Genomic DNA, 18,947 nt, shown 5'->3' with positions numbered 1-18,947 from the left:
TTTTTAACTTCTGTTGAATATGAAATTGGTAGGTGTTTGTAGTTTTTAAAAGGAGGTGAATGAAATGGCTGATTGTATTTTTTGCAAGATTGTCTCAAAGGAAATTCCATCGAAAGTTGTATATGAAGATGACGACATAATGGCTTTTCATGATATAGAGCCTCAAGCTCCTACACATGTTATTGTTATTCCAAAAAAGCACATACAATCTATTGATCATATTTATGAAGAACATAAGGAACTTTTAGGCCATATTCTTCTTTCTATAAAAAATATTGCTAAAGAATTGGGTTTAGAAGATGGTTATAGAGTTGTAAATAATTGTGGAGAATTAGGTGGACAGACTGTAAATCATATACATTTTCACCTTTTAGGAGGAAGACAACTTCAATGGCCTCCAGGTTAAAAAAAGTTGCATAAATGATAATTTTCATGTATAATAACATAGTGCTAATATGGATTTCTAAATGATTTTATTTGGTGTTCCAATGAGCACAGCACAAGTTTGCTAGCGGAGGGAGGGAGAACTATGTCAACAGAGATAAGAATTGGGGAAAGCGAAACTCTTGAAAGTGCTCTTCGCAGATTCAAGCGCTCATGTGCTAAAGCTGGCGTTTTATCAGAAATAAGAAAAAGAGAGCATTACGAAAAGCCTAGTGTAAGACGTAAGAAAAAAGCTGAGGCTGCAAGAAGAAAGAAAAAATTCTAATAAAAAAAGAGGTGTGACATATGTCCCTCAAAGAGAGATTAATGGCTGATTTAAAAGAGGCTATGAAAGAGAAGAATAAAATTAAAAAATCTGTTATAACAATGGTAAGATCTGCCATCAAGCAATATGAAATTGATAATAGAGTTGAACTTCATGATGAAGAAATTTTAGATATCATAGCAAAACAAGTAAAGCAAAAAAAAGATGCTATTGAAGAATTTGCTAAGGGAAAAAGAGATGACTTGGTAAATGAAGCAAAGGCTGAAATAGATATTTTGATGGACTATTTGCCACAACAGTTAACAGAGGAAGAAGTCTCAGAAATTGTTAGTCAAACGATTCAAGAAGTTGGAGCAAATAGTATGAAAGATATGGGGAAAGTTATGTCAGCTATTATGCCAAAAGTGAAAGGTAGAGCTGATGGCAAAATTGTGAATAAAATTGTTAAGCAATATCTACAGTAAAATGACCTAAGTATAACTTAGGTCATTTTTTACGTTAAATTTTCCAAAAATTGTTTTCTAAAGTAAAAAAAAGTAATATACTATTATAGTAATATCAAAAGATAATTGAGTTGAAATCTCTAAGGGAGGTGATTATTTGAGAAGATGTTATATAAAATCTATTATTCTATTTTTTATTATAATTTTTAGCATATTGTCTAGTATATATGTTTATGCTGAAAATGAAAAAAATGTATATGTTATTCCTATAAAGGGAGAAATTAATCCAGCGGTTACTAAATTTGTAAAAAGTGCAATTAATGATGCAGAAAATGATCCTCATTCTGTAGCAATTATATTTGAAATTGATACATTAGGAGGAATGATTAACCAAGCTACCCAAATAAGAGATGCTATTATGAAAACACCTTTATGTACTATTTCTTTTGTAAATAATAAAGCAGAATCTGCAGGAGTCTTAATTACTATTGCATCAGAACATATTGTTATGAACAATGGAAGTACTATTGGTTCTGCTGAAACTATTCCATATACTGAGAAAAATATTTCTTACTGGAAAGGGGAACTAAGAACAACTTCTGAGCAAAGAGGAAGAGAATCAAGGTTGATTGAATCTATGGCAGACAGACGAATAGAAATAAAAGATCCTAACAATCCAGATAGATATATAACGAAAGAGGGTGAATTATTAAACTTAACAACAAAAGAAGCAAAAGAGCTAGGATTTATTGATTTTATATCAAATGATTATGATGATATACTAAATGAATTTGATATTGAATATACGAATATTATTAATATCAAACCAGATTTTAAAATGATGTTAGCACAAGGAGTTACTAGTTCTGTATTTCTTCCTATTATATTAAGTATAGGATTTATTGGATTAATAGTAGAATTTCTTACACCTGGTTTTGGTATTGGGGGTACAATCGGTTTAATTGCTTTTACTATTTTTTTTGGTGGAAGCATGTTAGCAGGTAATGCAAACTTTGGGATTATTTTGATTTTTATTGTGGGTATAACGCTGTTATTAATAGAAGCTGTCGCACCAGGATTTGGTGCACCAGGAATTGGTGGGATTTTGTGTATAATTGTTAGTATAATTGTATCTTCAGACTCTATTATTCTTGGGGTTACATCTTTAGCAATTGCTTTTATTCTAACAATTATTGTAGCTATACTACTACTAAAATATGGACCTAAAAATAGATATTTTGATAAAATTGTTCTTGGAACTGAATTAAGAAAAGAAAAAGGTTTTATATCTACTAAAGAAAACAAATTTTTACTAGGATTAGAAGGTATAACTGTTACGCCTTTACGCCCTGCTGGAATTGCAGTCGTTAATGATATAAGAATAGATGTTGTAACTGAAGGTGAATATATAGAAATTAATACAAAAATAAAGGTTATGAAAGTAGAAGGAAGAAAAATTATAGTGAAAAAAATTAGTTAGGAGGTTATGAATATGTCATCTATTATTGGTTTTGGAATTTTAGCTATTGTTGTACTTATGTTATTAGGATTACTTTTGAGTTTTATACCTGTAGGATTATGGATTACAGCATATTTTTCAGGTGTGAAAATTGGATTTTTTACTTTAATTGGTATGAGATTTAGACGAGTATCTCCATCAAGAATTGTAAATCCGCTTATTAAAGCTACAAAAGCAGGATTAAATTTAGATATTGATAAATTAGAAGCCCATTATCTTGCAGGAGGAAATGTAAATAGTGTAGTAGATGCACTTGTTGCAGCACAAAGGGCTGATATAGCTTTAGAATTTGAAAGAGCAGCAGCAATTGATTTAGCAGGTAGGGAAGTTTTGAGTGCAGTTCAGGTAAGTGTTAATCCTAAAGTAATAGAGACTCCAAAAGTTTCAGCAGTTGCAAAAGATGGAATAGAAGTAATGGTAAAAGCAAGAGTAACGGTAAGAGCAAATATTGAGAGACTTGTTGGAGGAGCTGGGGAAGAAACAATTATAGCTAGAGTTGGAGAAGGAATTGTTACTACTGTTGGTTCTGCAGCTACACATAAAGAAGTATTAGAAAATCCAGATTTGATTTCAAAAACAGTTTTATTAAAAGGATTAGATGCAGGTACAGCTTTTGAAATTTTATCTATTGATATTGCAGATGTGGATATAGGAAGAAATATTGGTGCACAACTTCAAACAGATCAGGCTGAAGCGGATAAGAGGATTGCTCAAGCAAAGGCAGAAGAAAGGCGTGCTATGGCTGTAGCAAGGGAACAAGAGATGGTTGCTGCTGTTCAAGAAATGCGTGCAAAAGTTGTTGAAGCTGAAGCTGAAGTACCTAAAGCTATGGCTCAAGCTTTAAGAGAGGGAAAACTCGGTGTAATGGATTACTATCATATGCAAAATATTATGGCAGATACAAATATGAGAAAGACTATATCAAAAATTAATAAAGAAGATGATGTGAATTAAAATGAGAAGAAGTAAGTAAAAAATGATGCTTGGCAGTTTAAAGGATGTGAGATTATGGATATTATGGAAGATATTCTGCCAATTTTAATATTAATTATTACGTTGATAGGAAAAATAAAAAATTTTAATAAAAAAGATGAAGTTAAAAAGCCAAAAAAAGAGAAAAGAATAGAAAAAGATTTCTCACATGTAAATGAATTAAAGAAAACAAAGTATATATCTGATGAAAAAAATGAAAATATGGTTTTAGAAGAGAAAAATACGAATCAAAATGAAATTTGTAAATCTAAAATAGAAATAAATAAGGAATATAAGAAGGAGATAAAAAGAGAAAAAATTAAAAGCGAAACAGAATATGTGATAAAAGATAGTAAACGAATAAAGAAAAATGTTTTATTAAATGAAAGAAATTTATTTAATGGTATTATTATGTCAGAGGTATTAGGAAAACCAAAATCTTTAAGGAGATAAAAAGCTATGGGAATAATTTCCATAGCTTTTTTAAGTTAAAAATATTAGAAAAGAGTACATTTAAAATAGAGTAATACAGTATTATTCCAATGCATAAACTTACTATATATGAAGGGGGAGTGTCCTTATGAAAAGCAGAACTAAAGAGATTAAAGAAAGTGTGGCTGAATTATTAGAACTTCCCAAAGATATTATGTTAGATCTTCCTAGGATTACTTTATTAGGAAATTTACAACTATATATAGAAAATCATAAAGGGATTATTGAGTATTCTAAGCTTAAAATAAGAGTTAATACAAAAAGTGGTGTAATTAGAATAACAGGAAAAGATCTATCTATTAAAACAATTATAACAGAAGAAATTATTATATGTGGAAATATTGAGAATGTTGAGTTTATAGGATAAGGAGGGAGGGACGTGCTTATTGTAAAGCTATGGAATTTTTTTAGAGGTTATGTTGTAATTAAAATTGAGGGGTTAGCATTAGAAAAGTTTATTAATTTTGCTATTGCAAAGGGAATATATCTTTGGGATATTGTTCGAATAGACTATACAACTCTTGAAGCAAAGATAGGGTTAAAAGGATATAAAGAACTTAGACATATTGTAAAAAGAGCAGGGTGCAGAGTAAAAATCAGTCAAAAAATAGGCTATCCTTTTTTTATGCATAAAATTAGTGCAAGAAAAATGTTTATTATTGGATTTATTATTTCTATATTTATTATTGTATTTGCTACTTCTTTTATATGGGATATTGAAATAATTGGAAATCAAGATATATCAAAAGAAGAAATAAAAGAACATCTTAATACATTAGGTCTATATCGTGGTGTTTTTAAGTATAAGTTAGATATTTCCGATATAGAAAATAATATGATGATAGAATTAAAAAACTTAGCTTGGGTTGGAATTCAAATACAAGGAACAAAAGCAATTATAGAAGTTGTAGAAAAAGTAGATCCGCCAAAAAAGATTCCAAAAGATATTCCATGTGATATTGTTGCTATAAAAAAAGGGGTAATCGAGAAAATAATTGCAAAGAATGGTGATGCACTTGTACAAAAAGGGGATATTGTAAAGAAAGGACAAATACTAATAACAGGAGTGATCCAAAGAGAAGGACTTGAAACAAGATATGTACATGCATTAGGAGATGTGTTTGCAAAGACCTATTATGAAGAGAATGATAAAATTAGCTTAGTAAGAATAAAAAAAGTAAAAACAGGAAATAAAGTTGAAAGAAAAATTATAAAAATTGGAAATAATCAAATTATATCAAGTTTAGGAGAAATACCATATAATAATGTTATAATTGAGAAGAGGAATAAAAGTTTTACTGGTTGGAGGAATATTAAAATTCCTGTCGAAATTATTATTGAAGAATACTATGAAGCCATTGAAAAAAAAGAAATAATTGATAAAAGCACTGCAAAAAAAGCATTACAAGAAAGAATGATGGTTAATCTAGTTAAGAAGATGCCTAAAAATGTAAAGATATTAAATAAAGATATAAAATTTTATCAAGAAGGAAATATTATAAGGGCAAAATTAACCATTGAAGCATTAGAACAAATAGGGAAAAAGCAAAGAATTTCAACTATAAATTAATCTTAAGGAGGATCTTTGATTGGAAGAAAAAATAATAGAAAAAAGAATTAGCATGAATGAAATTGATTATACGAAAGAGTTATTTGGTAATTTTGATGCGAATATTAAAATTATTGAAAATACATTTAATGTTAATATTGTATCTAGAAAGGGAGAAATTGTAATTATTGGAAGTCCAAAAGAAGCCGAGATTACAGAAAAACTTATATATAGACTTATTCAAATATTAGAGTCAGGTGAAACATTAGATAGTCAGAAAATAAATTATTCTATAAAACTTCTTCAAGAAGGACAGGAAGATAAAATTCAAGGGTTATTAGAAGATGTAATTTGTATAAGTTCTAAAGGAAAACAAATAAAACCTAAGACTTTAGGACAAAAAAAGTATACTGAAAGTATAAAAAATAATGATGTAGTATTTGGTATTGGGCCTGCAGGAACAGGTAAGACCTATTTAGCTATGGCTATGGCAGTAAGTTCTTTTAAAAATAAAGAAGTAAGTAGGATTATTCTTACAAGACCTGCTGTGGAAGCTGGTGAAAGCTTAGGTTTTTTGCCTGGAGATTTACAGGAAAAAGTAGATCCTTATTTAAGACCGCTTTATGATGCTTTGTATGATATTTTAGGAGGAGAAACATTCTTAAAATATAAGGAAAGAGGAATGATAGAAGTAGCTCCATTAGCATATATGAGAGGTAGAACATTAAATGATTCTTTTATTATTTTAGATGAAGCTCAGAATACAACAAAAGAACAAATGAAAATGTTCTTAACAAGACTAGGTGTGGGCTCAAAAGCTATTGTAACTGGAGATATAACACAAATAGATTTACCAAAGGGGAAAGAATCAGGTTTAAAGCAGGCAATAAAGATTCTATCTGATGTAGAAGGAATAGGTTTTGTATTTTTCAATGAAAATGATGTAGTAAGGCATTCATTGGTACAAAGGATTATAAAAGCCTATGATATGTATGAAAAAAATAAAGAGGTTGTGGATAAAAAGAATAAGCATAGGAAAAGATAGATAAACTAGGGGGAAACTTATATGACTCTTTTTACACATATGGTGCATAAGATAAACAATATGGTAGTAATAAGATTTTTTCGTAAAAAACTGGTAAATAAAATTATGCTTACAAGTATTTTTTTTCTTTTGATTTTTATTAGTATGCTCACAAGTCTTGCACCAGAAAAATATGAATTACAAGTAGGACAAAAATCCCCTGCAGATCTAAGAGCTCCTAGAGATATAGAAAATAAAATTGCAACAAACAGGCTTATAGAAAAAGCTATTAAGTCTGTGGAACCTAGGGAGAAAATTGATCCAACAATTCAGATTGATATAAAGAAAAAAATTGAAAAATTCTTTAAAAATGCTTATCAGATTCGCAATTTACAAGATATTACAAATGAAGAAAAATTGTCTTTATTAATAAAAAAAAATGAGTTAAATTTAAGTGAAAAAGAATTATCATTAATGCTTGTAGCTTCAGAAAAGGAACTAAAAAATATTGAAAGTTATATATATGAAATTATTACACAAGTTATGTCTACAGGTATCAAATTAGAAGAATTAGAAAAAGAAAAAATAGCAATTGAAAATTACTTTAAAGGACTTAAAGAATTTTCAGACAAAATTAAATTATTAGGAATAAAAATAGTAAATACATCTATTAAACCTAATCGTTTTTTGGATGTTGAAACAACACGACAAAAAATTGATGAGGCGAAAAATGCTGTTGAAAAAGTTATAGTAAAAAAGGGAAGCATTATTGTAAATAAAGGGGATATTATAACCGAGGAGCAATTGAAGCTTTTAAAAGATGCTGGAATTACAAAGCAGCAGGGAAATAAAGATTATTCTCTATATTTTGGGATAGCTATTTTAGTAATCATTGCTGAAGTTTTGTTAATTGCATATATTTATGTATTTAATAGAGATATTCTTACATCTTTATCAAAACTTTATCTTATATTTATTATATTTTTATCTGTTTATTTATTATCTAAAACAACTTATAAAATTTCATGTTATGCTACACCTGTAGCAGCATCAGCTATGTTAATAGGAATTTTAATTGATTCGAGATTGGCTATAGCTGTTAATTTGATTATGACAGTGCTACTTACATTAAGTAGTGGTAATAATATTGGATTTTTTATTACAAGCCTTATAGGTGGAACAGTAGGTGCATTTAGTGTTACACATACCCATCAGAGATCAAATATTTTTTTATCTGGGTTAATTGTGAGTATTTGTAATATGATGATCATAATTGGGTTAGGCTTAATAAATCATTATGAACTATCTAAAGTGTTAACGGACAGTTTTTATGGAATATTAAATGGAATATTTTGTGCCATACTAACAATAGGATCTTTACCATTATGGGAATCTGCTTTTCATATTTTAACCCCATTAAAATTATTAGAATTATCAAATCCAAACCATCCAATACTTAAAAAACTTTTGTTAGAGGCACCAGGGACATATCATCATAGCATTATTGTAGGAAATTTAAGTGAAGCAGCAGCTGATGCTATAGGGGCTAATGGACTGTTTGCTAGAGTAAGTGCTTTTTATCATGATATAGGCAAGTTAAAAAGACCCTATTTATTTAAAGAAAATCAATTGACTAGTGAAAATCCTCATGATAAGATCACTGCAAGTTTGAGTGCTATGATTATAACAAGTCATGTGGATGATGGAATAGAAATTGCAAAAAAATATAAGTTGCCTCAAGAAATTATTGATATTATTGAGCAACATCATGGCAATACTTTAGTAAAATACTTTTATCATAAAGCAATAAATGATGAAAAAAATAAAGAAGTAGATGAAAAAGATTTTCGTTATAATGGGACAAGACCTCAATCAAGAGAAGCTGCTATTGTAATGCTTGCTGACTCTATAGAAGCAGCTGTAAGAAGTATGCCAGAACCAAATAGTGAAAAAATAAAAAAGTTAATAGATAAAATTATTGAAGATAAGCTTAATGATCATCAATTAGACGAATGTGATATAACTTTAAAAGATTTAGAAAAAATAGCATCATCTTTTATAACAGTTTTAATGGGAATATTCCATGAGAGAATAGAATATCCAGAACTTAATATAAAAAAGGAAGAGGTGGTTGAATAAATGGAAGTAATGATAGATAATCGACAAACAGTAATAGAATATGATAGAGAAATTGAAAACTTAATTATAAAAGCTATTGATTTATGCTTACAAAAAGAAGGAGTATGTAAGGATGTAGAAGTAAGTGTATCTTTTGTTGACAATAAAGAAATCCATGAATTAAATAAAACTTATAGAGGGGTGGATAAGTCTACAGATGTATTATCTTTTCCACAATATGAAAATATAAAAGAAATTAATGAACATACTTGTTTAGGGGATATTGTAATTTCTTTAGAAAAAGCAAAAGAACAATCTATAGAGTTTTGTCATTCTTTTGAAAGAGAAGTACTGTTTCTAACTGTCCATAGTATGTTTCATTTGTTTGGGTATGATCATGATACAGAAGAAAATAGAAAAATAATGAGACAAAAAGAAGAAGAAGTTTTAAAAGAAATGGGTATATTAAGAGAATAAGAATGAAAGTAAGAAAATTAATAGATAGTTTTAATTATGCGATTGATGGAATTATCTATACCTTAAAAACCCAACGAAATATGAGAATACATTTTACAATGGCAGTACTTGTATTATTTTTAAGTTTGTTCTTTGACTTATCTAAACTTGAAATTTTAGTGCTATTTTTTACAATAGCTTTAGTTATTATTGCTGAAATGATAAATACTGCTATTGAAGCAGCTATAGATTTAATTACAGATCAGTACCATGAATTGGCAAAAATCTCAAAAAACGTAGCTGCAGGAGCAGTATTTATATCTGCTTTGAATGCGATTGTTGTTGCTTACATTATATTTTTTGATAAATTTAATTGGGCTATAGAAATAGTTTTGCATAAAGTAAGAAAAATGCCTATTCATACTACATTTATTAGTTTGCTAATTGTAATTTTTATTGTTATTAGTATAAAAGCATATATTGGAGAAGGAACTCCTTTAAGAGGAGGAATGCCTAGTGGGCATACAGCTATTGCATTTTCAATTCTTACCTCTATAGCTTTTATATCTGAAAATACATTGGTTACTTCACTATGCTTACTTTTAGCAATACTAGTTGCACAAAGTAGAATTGAAGCAGGAATTCATAATTTTTTTGAGGTCACGATTGGAGCTATTTTAGGTATATTTATTACGATATTTATTTTTCAAATTATTTATTAGGGGGAGTAGAATTGACTACTTCCCTTTTAGCCAGTCTAGAAGGTATTGGGAGGAATTATTTTGTTTGCATATGATGAAGTTATAAAATTGATTTTGTTAATCACATTGCTAATTTTGTCAGGACTTTTTTCTAGTGCTGAAACGGCTTTGACTTCAATGAACATCATTAAAATCAAACAACTTAAAAACAAAGGGACAAAAGATGCAGAAGTTTTGGAAAGGCTTATGAATAGTACTCCGAAAATTTTATCGACTATATTAATTGGAAATAATATTGTAAATATTGCTGCGACAGCCATAGCTACGGAGCTTACATTTAAATATATTTCTGGAAAAAATGCAACTACGTTTGTTACAGTTGTTATGACTATATTAATATTAGTTTTTGGGGAAATAACTCCAAAAACATATTCTTCTTATTTTCCTGAAAGAGTGGCTTTAAAGCTAGGAAGACCACTAGAAATTTTATCATTTGTGCTATATCCAATATTAAAGGTATTAACAGTTATTACAAATTTTATTGTAAAATTATTTGGTGTAGATATGACAAAAAATAAAGTGTTGGTTTCTGAAGAAGAAATTATGACTTTAGTAGATGTAGGGGAAGAAGCAGGGATTATTGAGAGAGATGAAAGAGAAATGATTAATAGTATTTTTGAAATAGGAGATATTGAAGTAACAGAAGTTATGGTACCTAGAATTGATATGATATATATTGAAGAAGAAACTACTTTAGAAGAAGCATTAAATGTTGTAATAGATTATGGTTATTCTAGAATTCCTGTTATTAAGGATACAGTAGATAATGTTATTGGCATTTTGTATGCAAAAGATTTATTAGTATACTCTAAAAACAAGAATGAGCTAAAATTTGATATTTTAAAATTAATAAGAGAAGCATATTACGTGCCTGAAAGTAAAAAAGTTAGTGATTTATTAAAAGAGATGCAAAAAGAGAAAGTACATATAGCAATTGTTTTAGATGAATATGGTGGAACATTAGGACTCGTTACAATAGAAGATATTTTAGAGGAAATCGTTGGCGATATTTTAGATGAATATGATAATGAGATTGATTTGATAGAGCAGTCAGGAGAGAATTCTTTAATTGTAAATGCAAAAGCATCTATTGAGGAAATTAATGAAGTATTAGCTGTAAACTTGCCAGAGGAAAAATACGATTCTATAGGGGGATTTGTTTTTAATTTACTTGGAAGAATTCCTGTTAAAGGTGATGAAATTTTACTAGATGATTTAAAAATTAAAGTTTTAAATGTACAAAATAGAAGAATTAAACAGTTAGAAATACAAAAGATTATAACAGAGTAATGGAGGAAATGATGTATCCATGAAAACGGTAAGAAGGATTTTTATAACCGGATTATTAGTTTTAATTCCTATTGTAGGAACAATATCTTTAATTGCGTGGCTTTTTAATATAGTAGATTCTATATTTCGAGTACCTATAGAAAAAATAATTGGCTTTCGTATTATAGGAATAGGATTTATATTAACTATTAGTATTATTTTTGCTACAGGTATTTTTGCAACGAATTATTTAGGGAAAGAAATAATTTGTTTAATTGAGAAAACTATGAGTAGAATTCCTCTAGTAAATACAATATATTTATCTATTAAGAAATTAATAGATGCCTTTTGTATGAAACAAAAGGGAGATTTTAAGAGTACTGTACTTGTTCAGTATCCATCAAAAGGAATATATACAATAGGTTTTATTACAGCAGATGTACCAAATGAAGTATCAGAAAAGGTTGGGGAGAATATGAAAAGTATATTTGTTCCTACTACACCTAATCCTACATCAGGCATGTTTATAATGGTATCTACGAAAGATATTATACCATTAGATATATCTGTTGAGTCAGCTATTAAGCTGGTAGTTTCTGGTGGAATTCTACTTCCTGAGCGAAAAAAATAAAATATGAAAGGATGAGGGGGACATGGTAAGAAATTGCAAGCTGATAATGTTTATATTGACTATTTTTATGGCTACTTTCTTTGTAGGAGGTTGCATTAAAAAAGAAAAGCCTGTAGTATTAGAACAAGAATCTAAAATAATTACGAATAATCAAGATGATAACAAAGAAATATTAGATAATGAGGAGACAAAAATAAAAGAGATAAAAAGTAAAGGGGTACAATCTCCTATTAGTGGGATCTACACACAAAAAGAAAATATAAATAAAAGACCTTTTGCAGTTATGCTTGATAATCAAATAAAAGCTCGACCACAAGCTGGATTAGATCAAGCAGAAATTGTTTATGAAATTCTAGCAGAAGGTTGGATTACAAGATATATGGCAGTATTTTTAATCAATGAGCCAAAGTTGATAGGACCTGTAAGAAGTGCTAGACCTTATTTTATTGACAAAGCAATGGAATTTGATGCTTTGTATGTGCATGATGGAGGGAGTCCACAGGCGCTAAAAGATATTAAAAATTTAAGAATAGCAGATATTAGTGCACAGTCTAGAGGAAAAGATATATTTTGGAGAAAAAATCATAAGTCAAGGCCACATAATGAATATACTAGTGCTGCTGCTGTTAGGAAAGCGGCGAAACAAAGTCATTATAAAGAAAGTGCAAATTACCAAACTTTATTGTTTAATAAAGAAGATAAAACAATACATGGAAACCATTTAACATATATTCAAATTCCATACTCTAAAAATTATAAACCTAATTTCCGATATAAAGAAAAAGATAATGTATACTATAGATATATAAATGACAAGCCACATCTAGACGAAGTATCAAAAGTGCATTTGACTGCAAAAAATATAATTATTCAAAAAGCAAAAACAAAAGTCATTGATAGTGAAGGAAGAAGAGAAATAGCATTGGTAGGAAAAGGTGAAGGTTTTTTTATTACAGGAGGGGAAATAAGAAAAATAACTTGGGAGAAAAAATCTAGAAGAGCTATTACAAAATTTTTCTATGAGGATGGAGAAGAGATAAGATTAAATCCAGGAGTTACTTGGATAGAGGTAATTCCATCAAATTTCGAATTAATAATGGAGTAAATAAGGGAAGTTTAATATTTTAATAAAATATAGAAAGAAGGTTAATAGATGAAATTTAAATCAGGATTTGTAACAATCATTGGAAGACCTAATGTAGGAAAATCAACACTTATGAATCAAATTATTGGAGAAAAAATAGCAATTATGTCTGATAAGCCACAGACAACTAGAAACAAAATACAAACTATTTATACGGAAGAAGACTTCCAGATTATTTTTTTAGATACTCCTGGTATGCATAAGCCAAAAAATAAGTTGGGTGAATATATGCTAAAATCTGCCCAGCAAACATTAAATGAAGTAGATGTTATTTTACTAGTAGTAGATGATACAGCTGATATGGGACCAGGGGATAAATATATTCTAGAAATACTCAAAAATATTAAAACACCAATTATTCTTGTTATTAATAAGATGGATAAAATTCCTCCAGAAAAATTTGAGAAAATATATAATATGTACAATCAGCATGAAATATTGCATGATATTGTAGCTATATCTGCACTTGAAAATAAAAACGTTCAAAAGCTTATAGAAAAAATTGTAGAGTTGCTTCCAGAGGGACCACAATACTTTCCAGCAGATATGATTACTGATCAACCAGAAAAGGTTATTGTTAGTGAGATTATTCGTGAGAAACTGTTGCATTATTTGCATGAAGAGGTACCGCATGGTGTGGCTGTAGAGGTTTTAAGTATGAAAAAAAGAAAAGAAAAAGATATTGTTGATATTAGTGCAACTATATATTGTGAAAAGAAATCTCATAAGGGAATTATTATAGGGAAAAATGGAAGAAAGTTAAAAGGAGTAGGAAAAAGTGCAAGACAAGATATAGAAAATCTTTTAGGTTCAAAAGTTTTCTTAGAATTATGGGTTAAGGTAAAAGAAGACTGGAGAGATCAAGAAAATATATTAAATACTTTAGGATATAAGTTATAAAATAATAACAAAATTTACAATGTATACAAACACCCTATTAGAGAAAACAATAATATATGAAATGATTTTAGAGAGGTGATAATAGGGTGTTAGAAAAAATATTGTGGAATTTGTTTTTTATTACTGGAGATATAAATATTTATTTATATTATAAAAATCTTAAAATAATGGTAGAAACAGATAAAAAAAGGAAAATGACAATGTAGAAAAACACTATTTTGAGGTGATAAAATGCTTTTAAAGACTAATGCAGTGGTCTTAAAGCAAAGAAAATTTGGGGAAAGTGATGCCATTGTTACATTATTCGCAAAGAAAGTTGGAAAAATACAAGCAGTAGCGAAAGGATCTAAAAGACCTAGAGGAAAATATTCAGTTGGTACACAACCATTTTGTTATGGTGAGTTTGTATTGTTTAAAGGAAGAGATTTATACCAAATTTCTCAGGTAGACTTGAAGCATTCCTTTTATAAATTAAGAGAAAATGTTATAAAACTGACCTATGCTTCATATATATTAGAATTAACAGAAAGCATTATTACAGAAGGGCAGACAAACAATCGTTTGTTTCATACGTTGATAAAGTGTTTAAGTATTATTTCTAATATGGATAAAGAATATGATACTATAATAAAAGCATATGAGTTAAAGCTTTTGATGTATGCTGGATATAAACCTGAAATAGATATATGTGTTCATTGTGCAAATTTAAATACTGGAAAGTTTAAATTTAGTTCAAGGGAGGGTGGCTTATTATGTAAGGATTGCTTTGGAATAGATCCTTATGCGTTGCAGATTTCAAACGTTACCATAAACGTTATGAAGTATTTAATGGATACAGATTTAACGCAAATATCAAGATTAAAAATTAAGCCAAATATTTTGAAAGAATTAAATAAAATTGTGAAACAATATATACATACACATGTAGATAAAGATAAATTTAAGAGTCTAGAATTGTTAGAATCATTATAACAATAAAAAACGTTAAGGTGGTGTTAATATGGAAATTTCTTTAGAAAAAGTGGATCAAGTAAGAGATAGAACAGGTGTAAGTTATAAGGAAGCAAAAGAAGCATTAGAATCTACGAATGGAAATGTAATTGATGCGATTATTTATATTGAAGAAAAACAAAATATGAAATGGACTGACAATATTTCAGGCATGGGTAATGAAGTATTAGATAGATTAAGAGATATAGTTAAAAAAGGAAACGTTACAAAAATTGTTTTAAAAAGAGATGGAGAAGTAATTATGAACATACCAGTAACTGCTGGAGCTTTAGGTGCAGTTTTATCTCCACCAGCTGCTATGGTTGGTGTTTTAGCTGCTTTAGTTACAAAGTGTAGAATTGAAATCGTAAAAACTGATGGAGAGATTGTTGATATAAATGGAATGGCAGAAGAAGCTTTAGAAAATATGAAAAATGCAGCAGGAGATACTTTGGACAATGTAAAATTAAAAGTAAATGGATATAAAAGCAAGGCCAATATAGATAAAGAAGATGAAAAAGTAGATCTAAGGAAAGATGAAGAAGAATAAAATTTAATCTTTACATTATTAGAACAATATGGTAGAATCATAAAAAAATATAGATGATCGCGATGAAAGAGAAGAGTAATCAAAGAAAATTATTAAAGAGAGTCGGTGTTGCTGGGAATCCGATATAATACTTTGGTGAAAGGCACTCTAGAGCGTACTATTGAAAGTGGGTACTTTTGTACCAACTAGGGTGGAACCGCGGAAGGAAAGCCTTTCGTCCCTTGTGTTAGGGACGAAAGGCTTTATATTTTTATAATAGATAAAGAGGAGGACTGAAAATGACTACAGAAAAGACAATGGATAAAATCGTAGCTTTGGCCAAAGGAAGAGGATTTATATTTCCTGGATCAGAAATTTATGGAGGATTAGCAAATACTTGGGATTATGGGCCTTTAGGAGTAGAACTTAAGAATAATGTAAAAAAAGCTTGGTGGAAGAAATTTATTCAAGAATGTCCTTACAATGTAGGATTAGATTCAGCAATTTTAATGAATCCACAAACATGGGTAGCTTCTGGACATGTTGGAGGATTTAATGATCCATTATTAGATTGTAAACAATGTAAAGCAAGATTTAGAGCAGATAAACTAATTGAAGATTATCTAAAAGAAAATGAAGGAATGGAAATAACAGTAGATGGTTGGTCTAATGAGAAAATGGAGAATTTTATTAATGAAAAAAATATAAAATGCCCTGAATGTGGGGTTGTAGACTATACCAATATTAGACAATTTAATCTTATGTTTAAAACTTACCAAGGAGTAACAGAAGATTCAAAAGCAGAAATATATTTAAGACCAGAAACAGCACAAGGAATTTTTGTAAATTTTAAAAATGTAGCAAGAACTTCAAGAAAAAAGATTCCTTTTGGTATAGGACAAATTGGAAAATCTTTTAGAAATGAGATAACACCTGGAAACTTTACTTTCAGAACGCGTGAGTTTGAACAAATGGAGCTCGAGTTTTTCTGTAAACCTGGAGAAGATTTAGAATGGTTTAATTATTGGAAGGATTTTTGTAAAAAATGGCTGTTAGATTTAAATATGAAACCTGAGAACATAAAATTAAGAGATCACGAAAAAGAAGAACTATCTCACTATAGTAATGCTACAACAGATATTGAATATAAGTTCCCATTTGGTTGGGGTGAGCTTTGGGGAATAGCAGACAGAACTGATTTTGACTTAAAACAGCATAAAGAACATTCTGGAGTTGATTTAAGCTATCAAGATCCAGTAACAAATGAAAAGTATATACCATACTGTATAGAACCATCTCTTGGAGTAGACAGAGTAACATTAGCTTTCTTAGTAGATGCTTATGAAGAAGAAACACTAGAAGATGGTAGCAGTAGAACTGTTCTAAAACTTCATCCAGCATTATCACCATATAAAGCTTGTATATTACCTTTAACAAAGAAATTAAGTGAAGGTGCTGAAAAATTATATGCAAGATTATCTAAGAAATTCATGGTTGATTATGATGTTTCTGGTAGCATAGGGAAGCGTTATAGAAGACAAGATGAAATTGGTACACCATTTTGTATAACTTATGATTTTGATACTTTAGAAGATAATACTGTTACTATAAGATATAGAGATACAATGCAGCAGGAAAGAGTAAAGATTGAAGATTTAGAAAGATATATTGAAGAAAGAATCGATTTTTAATCGTATAATGAATTTGTTTGAAGGAGACAATAGAGGAGAAAATAAGATTTTTCCTCTATTGTTTTTTATATATGTTTATTTAAGCATTAAAAATATTTATCAATTGATGATAGGTGTATAAAATTTTTTACAAAAAAAATGAAAAAATTATAGTAAAATTATTCAATCTTTGTTACAATGTATTATATAATATAACATAATATATAAATAGTATAACATATTAATTTCTATAAAAGAGGTGATAACTATAGAATTTACAGAAAGACAACAAAAAATTATTGATATTGTAAAGGAACATGAACCAATAACAAGTGAGCAAATTGCAAAAATACTGAAAGTTACTAGGGCTACACTAAGGCCTGATTTAGCAATACTTACAATGACAGGTGTTTTAGATGCAAGACCAAAGGTTGGGTATCTTTATTCTGGAAATAAACCTGTTAATCTAATTTCTGAGCGGATTCATAGTATAAAAGTTAAGGATATAAAAGGTATACCTGTTGTAGTTGAAGAACAAACTACTCTTTACGATGCAATTGTAACATTATTTCTTGAAGATGTTGGAACAATGTTTATCGTATCTAATGGTTATCTCGCAGGTGTTGTATCTAGAAAAGATTTTCTAAGAAATATTATGGGAGGAACAGATATAAATAAAGTACCAGTAGGTTTAATTATGACCAGAATGCCAAATATTGTTATGACGTATTCAGATGAAACTGTGCTAGAAGCTGCGATTAAAATCATTGAACATGAAGTAGACAGTCTTCCAGTAGTAGAAAAGGTTGAAACAGAAGGAAGAGAATATTATAAAGTAGTAGGAAAAGTATCCAAGACAAATATAACGAAATTGTTAGTTGAACTTGGAAGGCAATAATGGAAAAGGGGGCGCATAAGGATGAATCGCAGACTAGTTGTATATGTAATTTCTGATTCTATAGGAGAAACAGGAGAACAAGTAGTAAAAGCAGCTATAAGTCAATTTGTATGTAAAGATTGCGAAATAAGAAGATTTCCATACATATCAGAAGAAGAACAAATTATTGAAATTATAAATGAAGCAAAAAATGAAAATTCTATGATTGTATTTACAATGGTAATCCCTTCATTAAGAAAAAAATTAAGAGAAGCAGCACAAAAGCATAATATTTTAGCTATAGATATTATGACACCGATCATAAAATCTCTAGAAAAAGTTTTAGGAGATAAACCTAAAAATGAACCTGGATTAATAAGAAAACTAGATGAAAAATACTTTAAAAAAATCGAAGCCATTGAGTTTGCAGTAAAATATGATGATGGAAAAGATCCTAGAGGGTTAAAAAAAGCAGATATTGTATTAATAGGTATTTCTAGAACTTCGAAAACACCACTTAGTATGTATCTTGCACATAAAAATATAAAAGTGGCAAATGTACCATTAGTACCAGAAGTACCTGTACCAGAAGAGTTATTTAAAATTGCTCCTCAAAAAATAATAGGATTAACTACAAATCCTATTAAGCTAAATGAAATAAGACAAGAAAGATTAAAAGCTCTTGGATTAAAGAATGAAGCAAATTATGCAAGTATGGATAGAATACTTTCTGAATTAGATTATGCTGAAGGGATTATGAAAAGACTTGGATGTCCAATTATTGATGTATCAAGTAAAGCTATAGAAGAGAGTGCAAGTATAATTTTAGAAATTATAAAACAAAACACTCAGGTGTTAACATAAAATAATTATGCTTTTATGAAAGGAGTTTGG

At 28.9% G+C, this 18,947-nt stretch carries 21 protein-coding genes and 1 other annotated feature; all 21 genes read left to right on the top strand.

Translation table 11 applies throughout. The features are described 5' to 3' along the window. The first annotated feature begins 64 nt into the window (after window positions 1–64). The 21 genes from FQB35_RS08245 to FQB35_RS08145 all read left to right on the top strand — a co-directional run bounded on the left by FQB35_RS08245 (window position 65) and on the right by FQB35_RS08145 (window position 18,917). Window positions 65–406: a histidine triad nucleotide-binding protein gene (locus tag FQB35_RS08245; protein ID WP_148809520.1), complete on the top strand. Its 342-nt coding sequence runs from the start codon at window positions 65–67 to the stop codon at window positions 404–406. Window positions 407–529: 123 nt separating this feature from the next. After that, on the top strand, window positions 530–709 hold the full coding sequence (rpsU, locus tag FQB35_RS08240) for a 30S ribosomal protein S21 (RefSeq protein WP_148809519.1): 180 nt from the start codon (window positions 530–532) through the stop codon (window positions 707–709). Window positions 710–729: 20 nt separating this feature from the next. Continuing rightward, window positions 730–1,173, top strand: coding sequence for a GatB/YqeY domain-containing protein (locus tag FQB35_RS08235; protein WP_148809518.1), 444 nt, complete (start codon window positions 730–732; stop codon window positions 1,171–1,173). A gap of 136 nt (window positions 1,174–1,309) precedes the next feature. Continuing rightward, the gene (locus FQB35_RS08230; RefSeq protein ID WP_148809517.1) at window positions 1,310–2,632 is read left to right on the top strand and encodes an NfeD family protein; all 1,323 of its coding nucleotides are present in this window, start codon (window positions 1,310–1,312) and stop codon (window positions 2,630–2,632) included. 12 nt (window positions 2,633–2,644) lie between these two features. After that, window positions 2,645–3,625 carry a flotillin-like protein FloA gene (gene floA, locus FQB35_RS08225; protein WP_148809516.1) on the top strand — a complete coding sequence of 327 codons (981 nt, stop codon included), beginning with the start codon at window positions 2,645–2,647 and terminating at the stop codon, window positions 3,623–3,625. A gap of 54 nt (window positions 3,626–3,679) precedes the next feature. Then, window positions 3,680–4,096 (top strand): hypothetical protein, encoded by a 417-nt coding sequence (locus tag FQB35_RS08220; RefSeq protein ID WP_148809515.1) that lies wholly within the window; start codon window positions 3,680–3,682, stop codon window positions 4,094–4,096. A 127-nt stretch (window positions 4,097–4,223) separates the two neighbouring features. After that, window positions 4,224–4,502 carry a sporulation protein YqfC gene (yqfC, locus tag FQB35_RS08215; protein WP_148809514.1) on the top strand — a complete coding sequence of 93 codons (279 nt, stop codon included), beginning with the start codon at window positions 4,224–4,226 and terminating at the stop codon, window positions 4,500–4,502. 12 nt (window positions 4,503–4,514) lie between these two features. Next, window positions 4,515–5,705 carry a sporulation protein YqfD gene (yqfD, locus tag FQB35_RS08210; protein WP_148809513.1) on the top strand — a complete coding sequence of 397 codons (1,191 nt, stop codon included), beginning with the start codon at window positions 4,515–4,517 and terminating at the stop codon, window positions 5,703–5,705. A 52-nt stretch (window positions 5,706–5,757) separates the two neighbouring features. Then, window positions 5,758–6,729: a PhoH family protein gene (locus tag FQB35_RS08205; protein ID WP_148810802.1), complete on the top strand. Its 972-nt coding sequence runs from the start codon at window positions 5,758–5,760 to the stop codon at window positions 6,727–6,729. 21 nt (window positions 6,730–6,750) lie between these two features. Further along, window positions 6,751–8,847, top strand: a complete 2,097-nt coding sequence (locus FQB35_RS08200; RefSeq protein WP_231701763.1) for an HD family phosphohydrolase — start codon at window positions 6,751–6,753, stop codon at window positions 8,845–8,847. After that, entirely contained in the window at window positions 8,848–9,303 is a 456-nt protein-coding gene (gene ybeY / locus FQB35_RS08195) for an rRNA maturation RNase YbeY (RefSeq protein ID WP_148809512.1), read from the top strand. A gap of 2 nt (window positions 9,304–9,305) precedes the next feature. Then, window positions 9,306–10,004, top strand: coding sequence for a diacylglycerol kinase (locus tag FQB35_RS08190; RefSeq protein ID WP_148809511.1), 699 nt, complete (start codon window positions 9,306–9,308; stop codon window positions 10,002–10,004). Window positions 10,005–10,064: 60 nt separating this feature from the next. Beyond that, window positions 10,065–11,333: a hemolysin family protein gene (locus FQB35_RS08185; protein ID WP_231701762.1), complete on the top strand. Its 1,269-nt coding sequence runs from the start codon at window positions 10,065–10,067 to the stop codon at window positions 11,331–11,333. Window positions 11,334–11,352: 19 nt separating this feature from the next. Next, window positions 11,353–11,943, top strand: coding sequence for a DUF502 domain-containing protein (locus FQB35_RS08180; protein WP_148809510.1), 591 nt, complete (start codon window positions 11,353–11,355; stop codon window positions 11,941–11,943). 22 nt (window positions 11,944–11,965) lie between these two features. After that, entirely contained in the window at window positions 11,966–13,048 is a 1,083-nt protein-coding gene (locus FQB35_RS08175; protein ID WP_148809509.1) for a DUF3048 domain-containing protein, read from the top strand. A gap of 48 nt (window positions 13,049–13,096) precedes the next feature. Continuing rightward, a complete protein-coding gene (era, locus tag FQB35_RS08170) occupies window positions 13,097–13,987 on the top strand; it encodes a GTPase Era (RefSeq protein WP_148809508.1) in 891 nt (296 codons plus the stop codon). Between the two features lie 231 nt (window positions 13,988–14,218). Beyond that, window positions 14,219–14,959: a DNA repair protein RecO gene (gene recO / locus FQB35_RS08165; protein WP_148809507.1), complete on the top strand. Its 741-nt coding sequence runs from the start codon at window positions 14,219–14,221 to the stop codon at window positions 14,957–14,959. 28 nt (window positions 14,960–14,987) lie between these two features. Continuing rightward, on the top strand, window positions 14,988–15,527 hold the full coding sequence (locus tag FQB35_RS08160; protein WP_148809506.1) for a DUF4342 domain-containing protein: 540 nt from the start codon (window positions 14,988–14,990) through the stop codon (window positions 15,525–15,527). 53 nt (window positions 15,528–15,580) lie between these two features. Beyond that, window positions 15,581–15,752: a binding site (T-box leader), on the top strand. Between the two features lie 53 nt (window positions 15,753–15,805). Next, entirely contained in the window at window positions 15,806–17,197 is a 1,392-nt protein-coding gene (locus tag FQB35_RS08155; protein WP_148809505.1) for a glycine--tRNA ligase, read from the top strand. A 238-nt stretch (window positions 17,198–17,435) separates the two neighbouring features. Then, complete coding sequence (locus FQB35_RS08150) at window positions 17,436–18,074, top strand: helix-turn-helix transcriptional regulator (RefSeq protein ID WP_148809504.1); 639 nt, start codon at window positions 17,436–17,438, stop codon at window positions 18,072–18,074. A 21-nt stretch (window positions 18,075–18,095) separates the two neighbouring features. Beyond that, window positions 18,096–18,917, top strand: coding sequence for a pyruvate, water dikinase regulatory protein (locus FQB35_RS08145; protein ID WP_148809503.1), 822 nt, complete (start codon window positions 18,096–18,098; stop codon window positions 18,915–18,917). The last annotated feature ends 30 nt before the right edge of the window (window positions 18,918–18,947 follow it).

The organism is Crassaminicella thermophila, assembly GCF_008152325.1.
Lineage (GTDB): Bacteria > Bacillota > Clostridia > Peptostreptococcales > Thermotaleaceae > Crassaminicella_A > Crassaminicella_A thermophila.
Note: the sequence above shows the minus strand (reverse complement) of the source record. Positions and strands in the feature narration are given on the sequence as shown.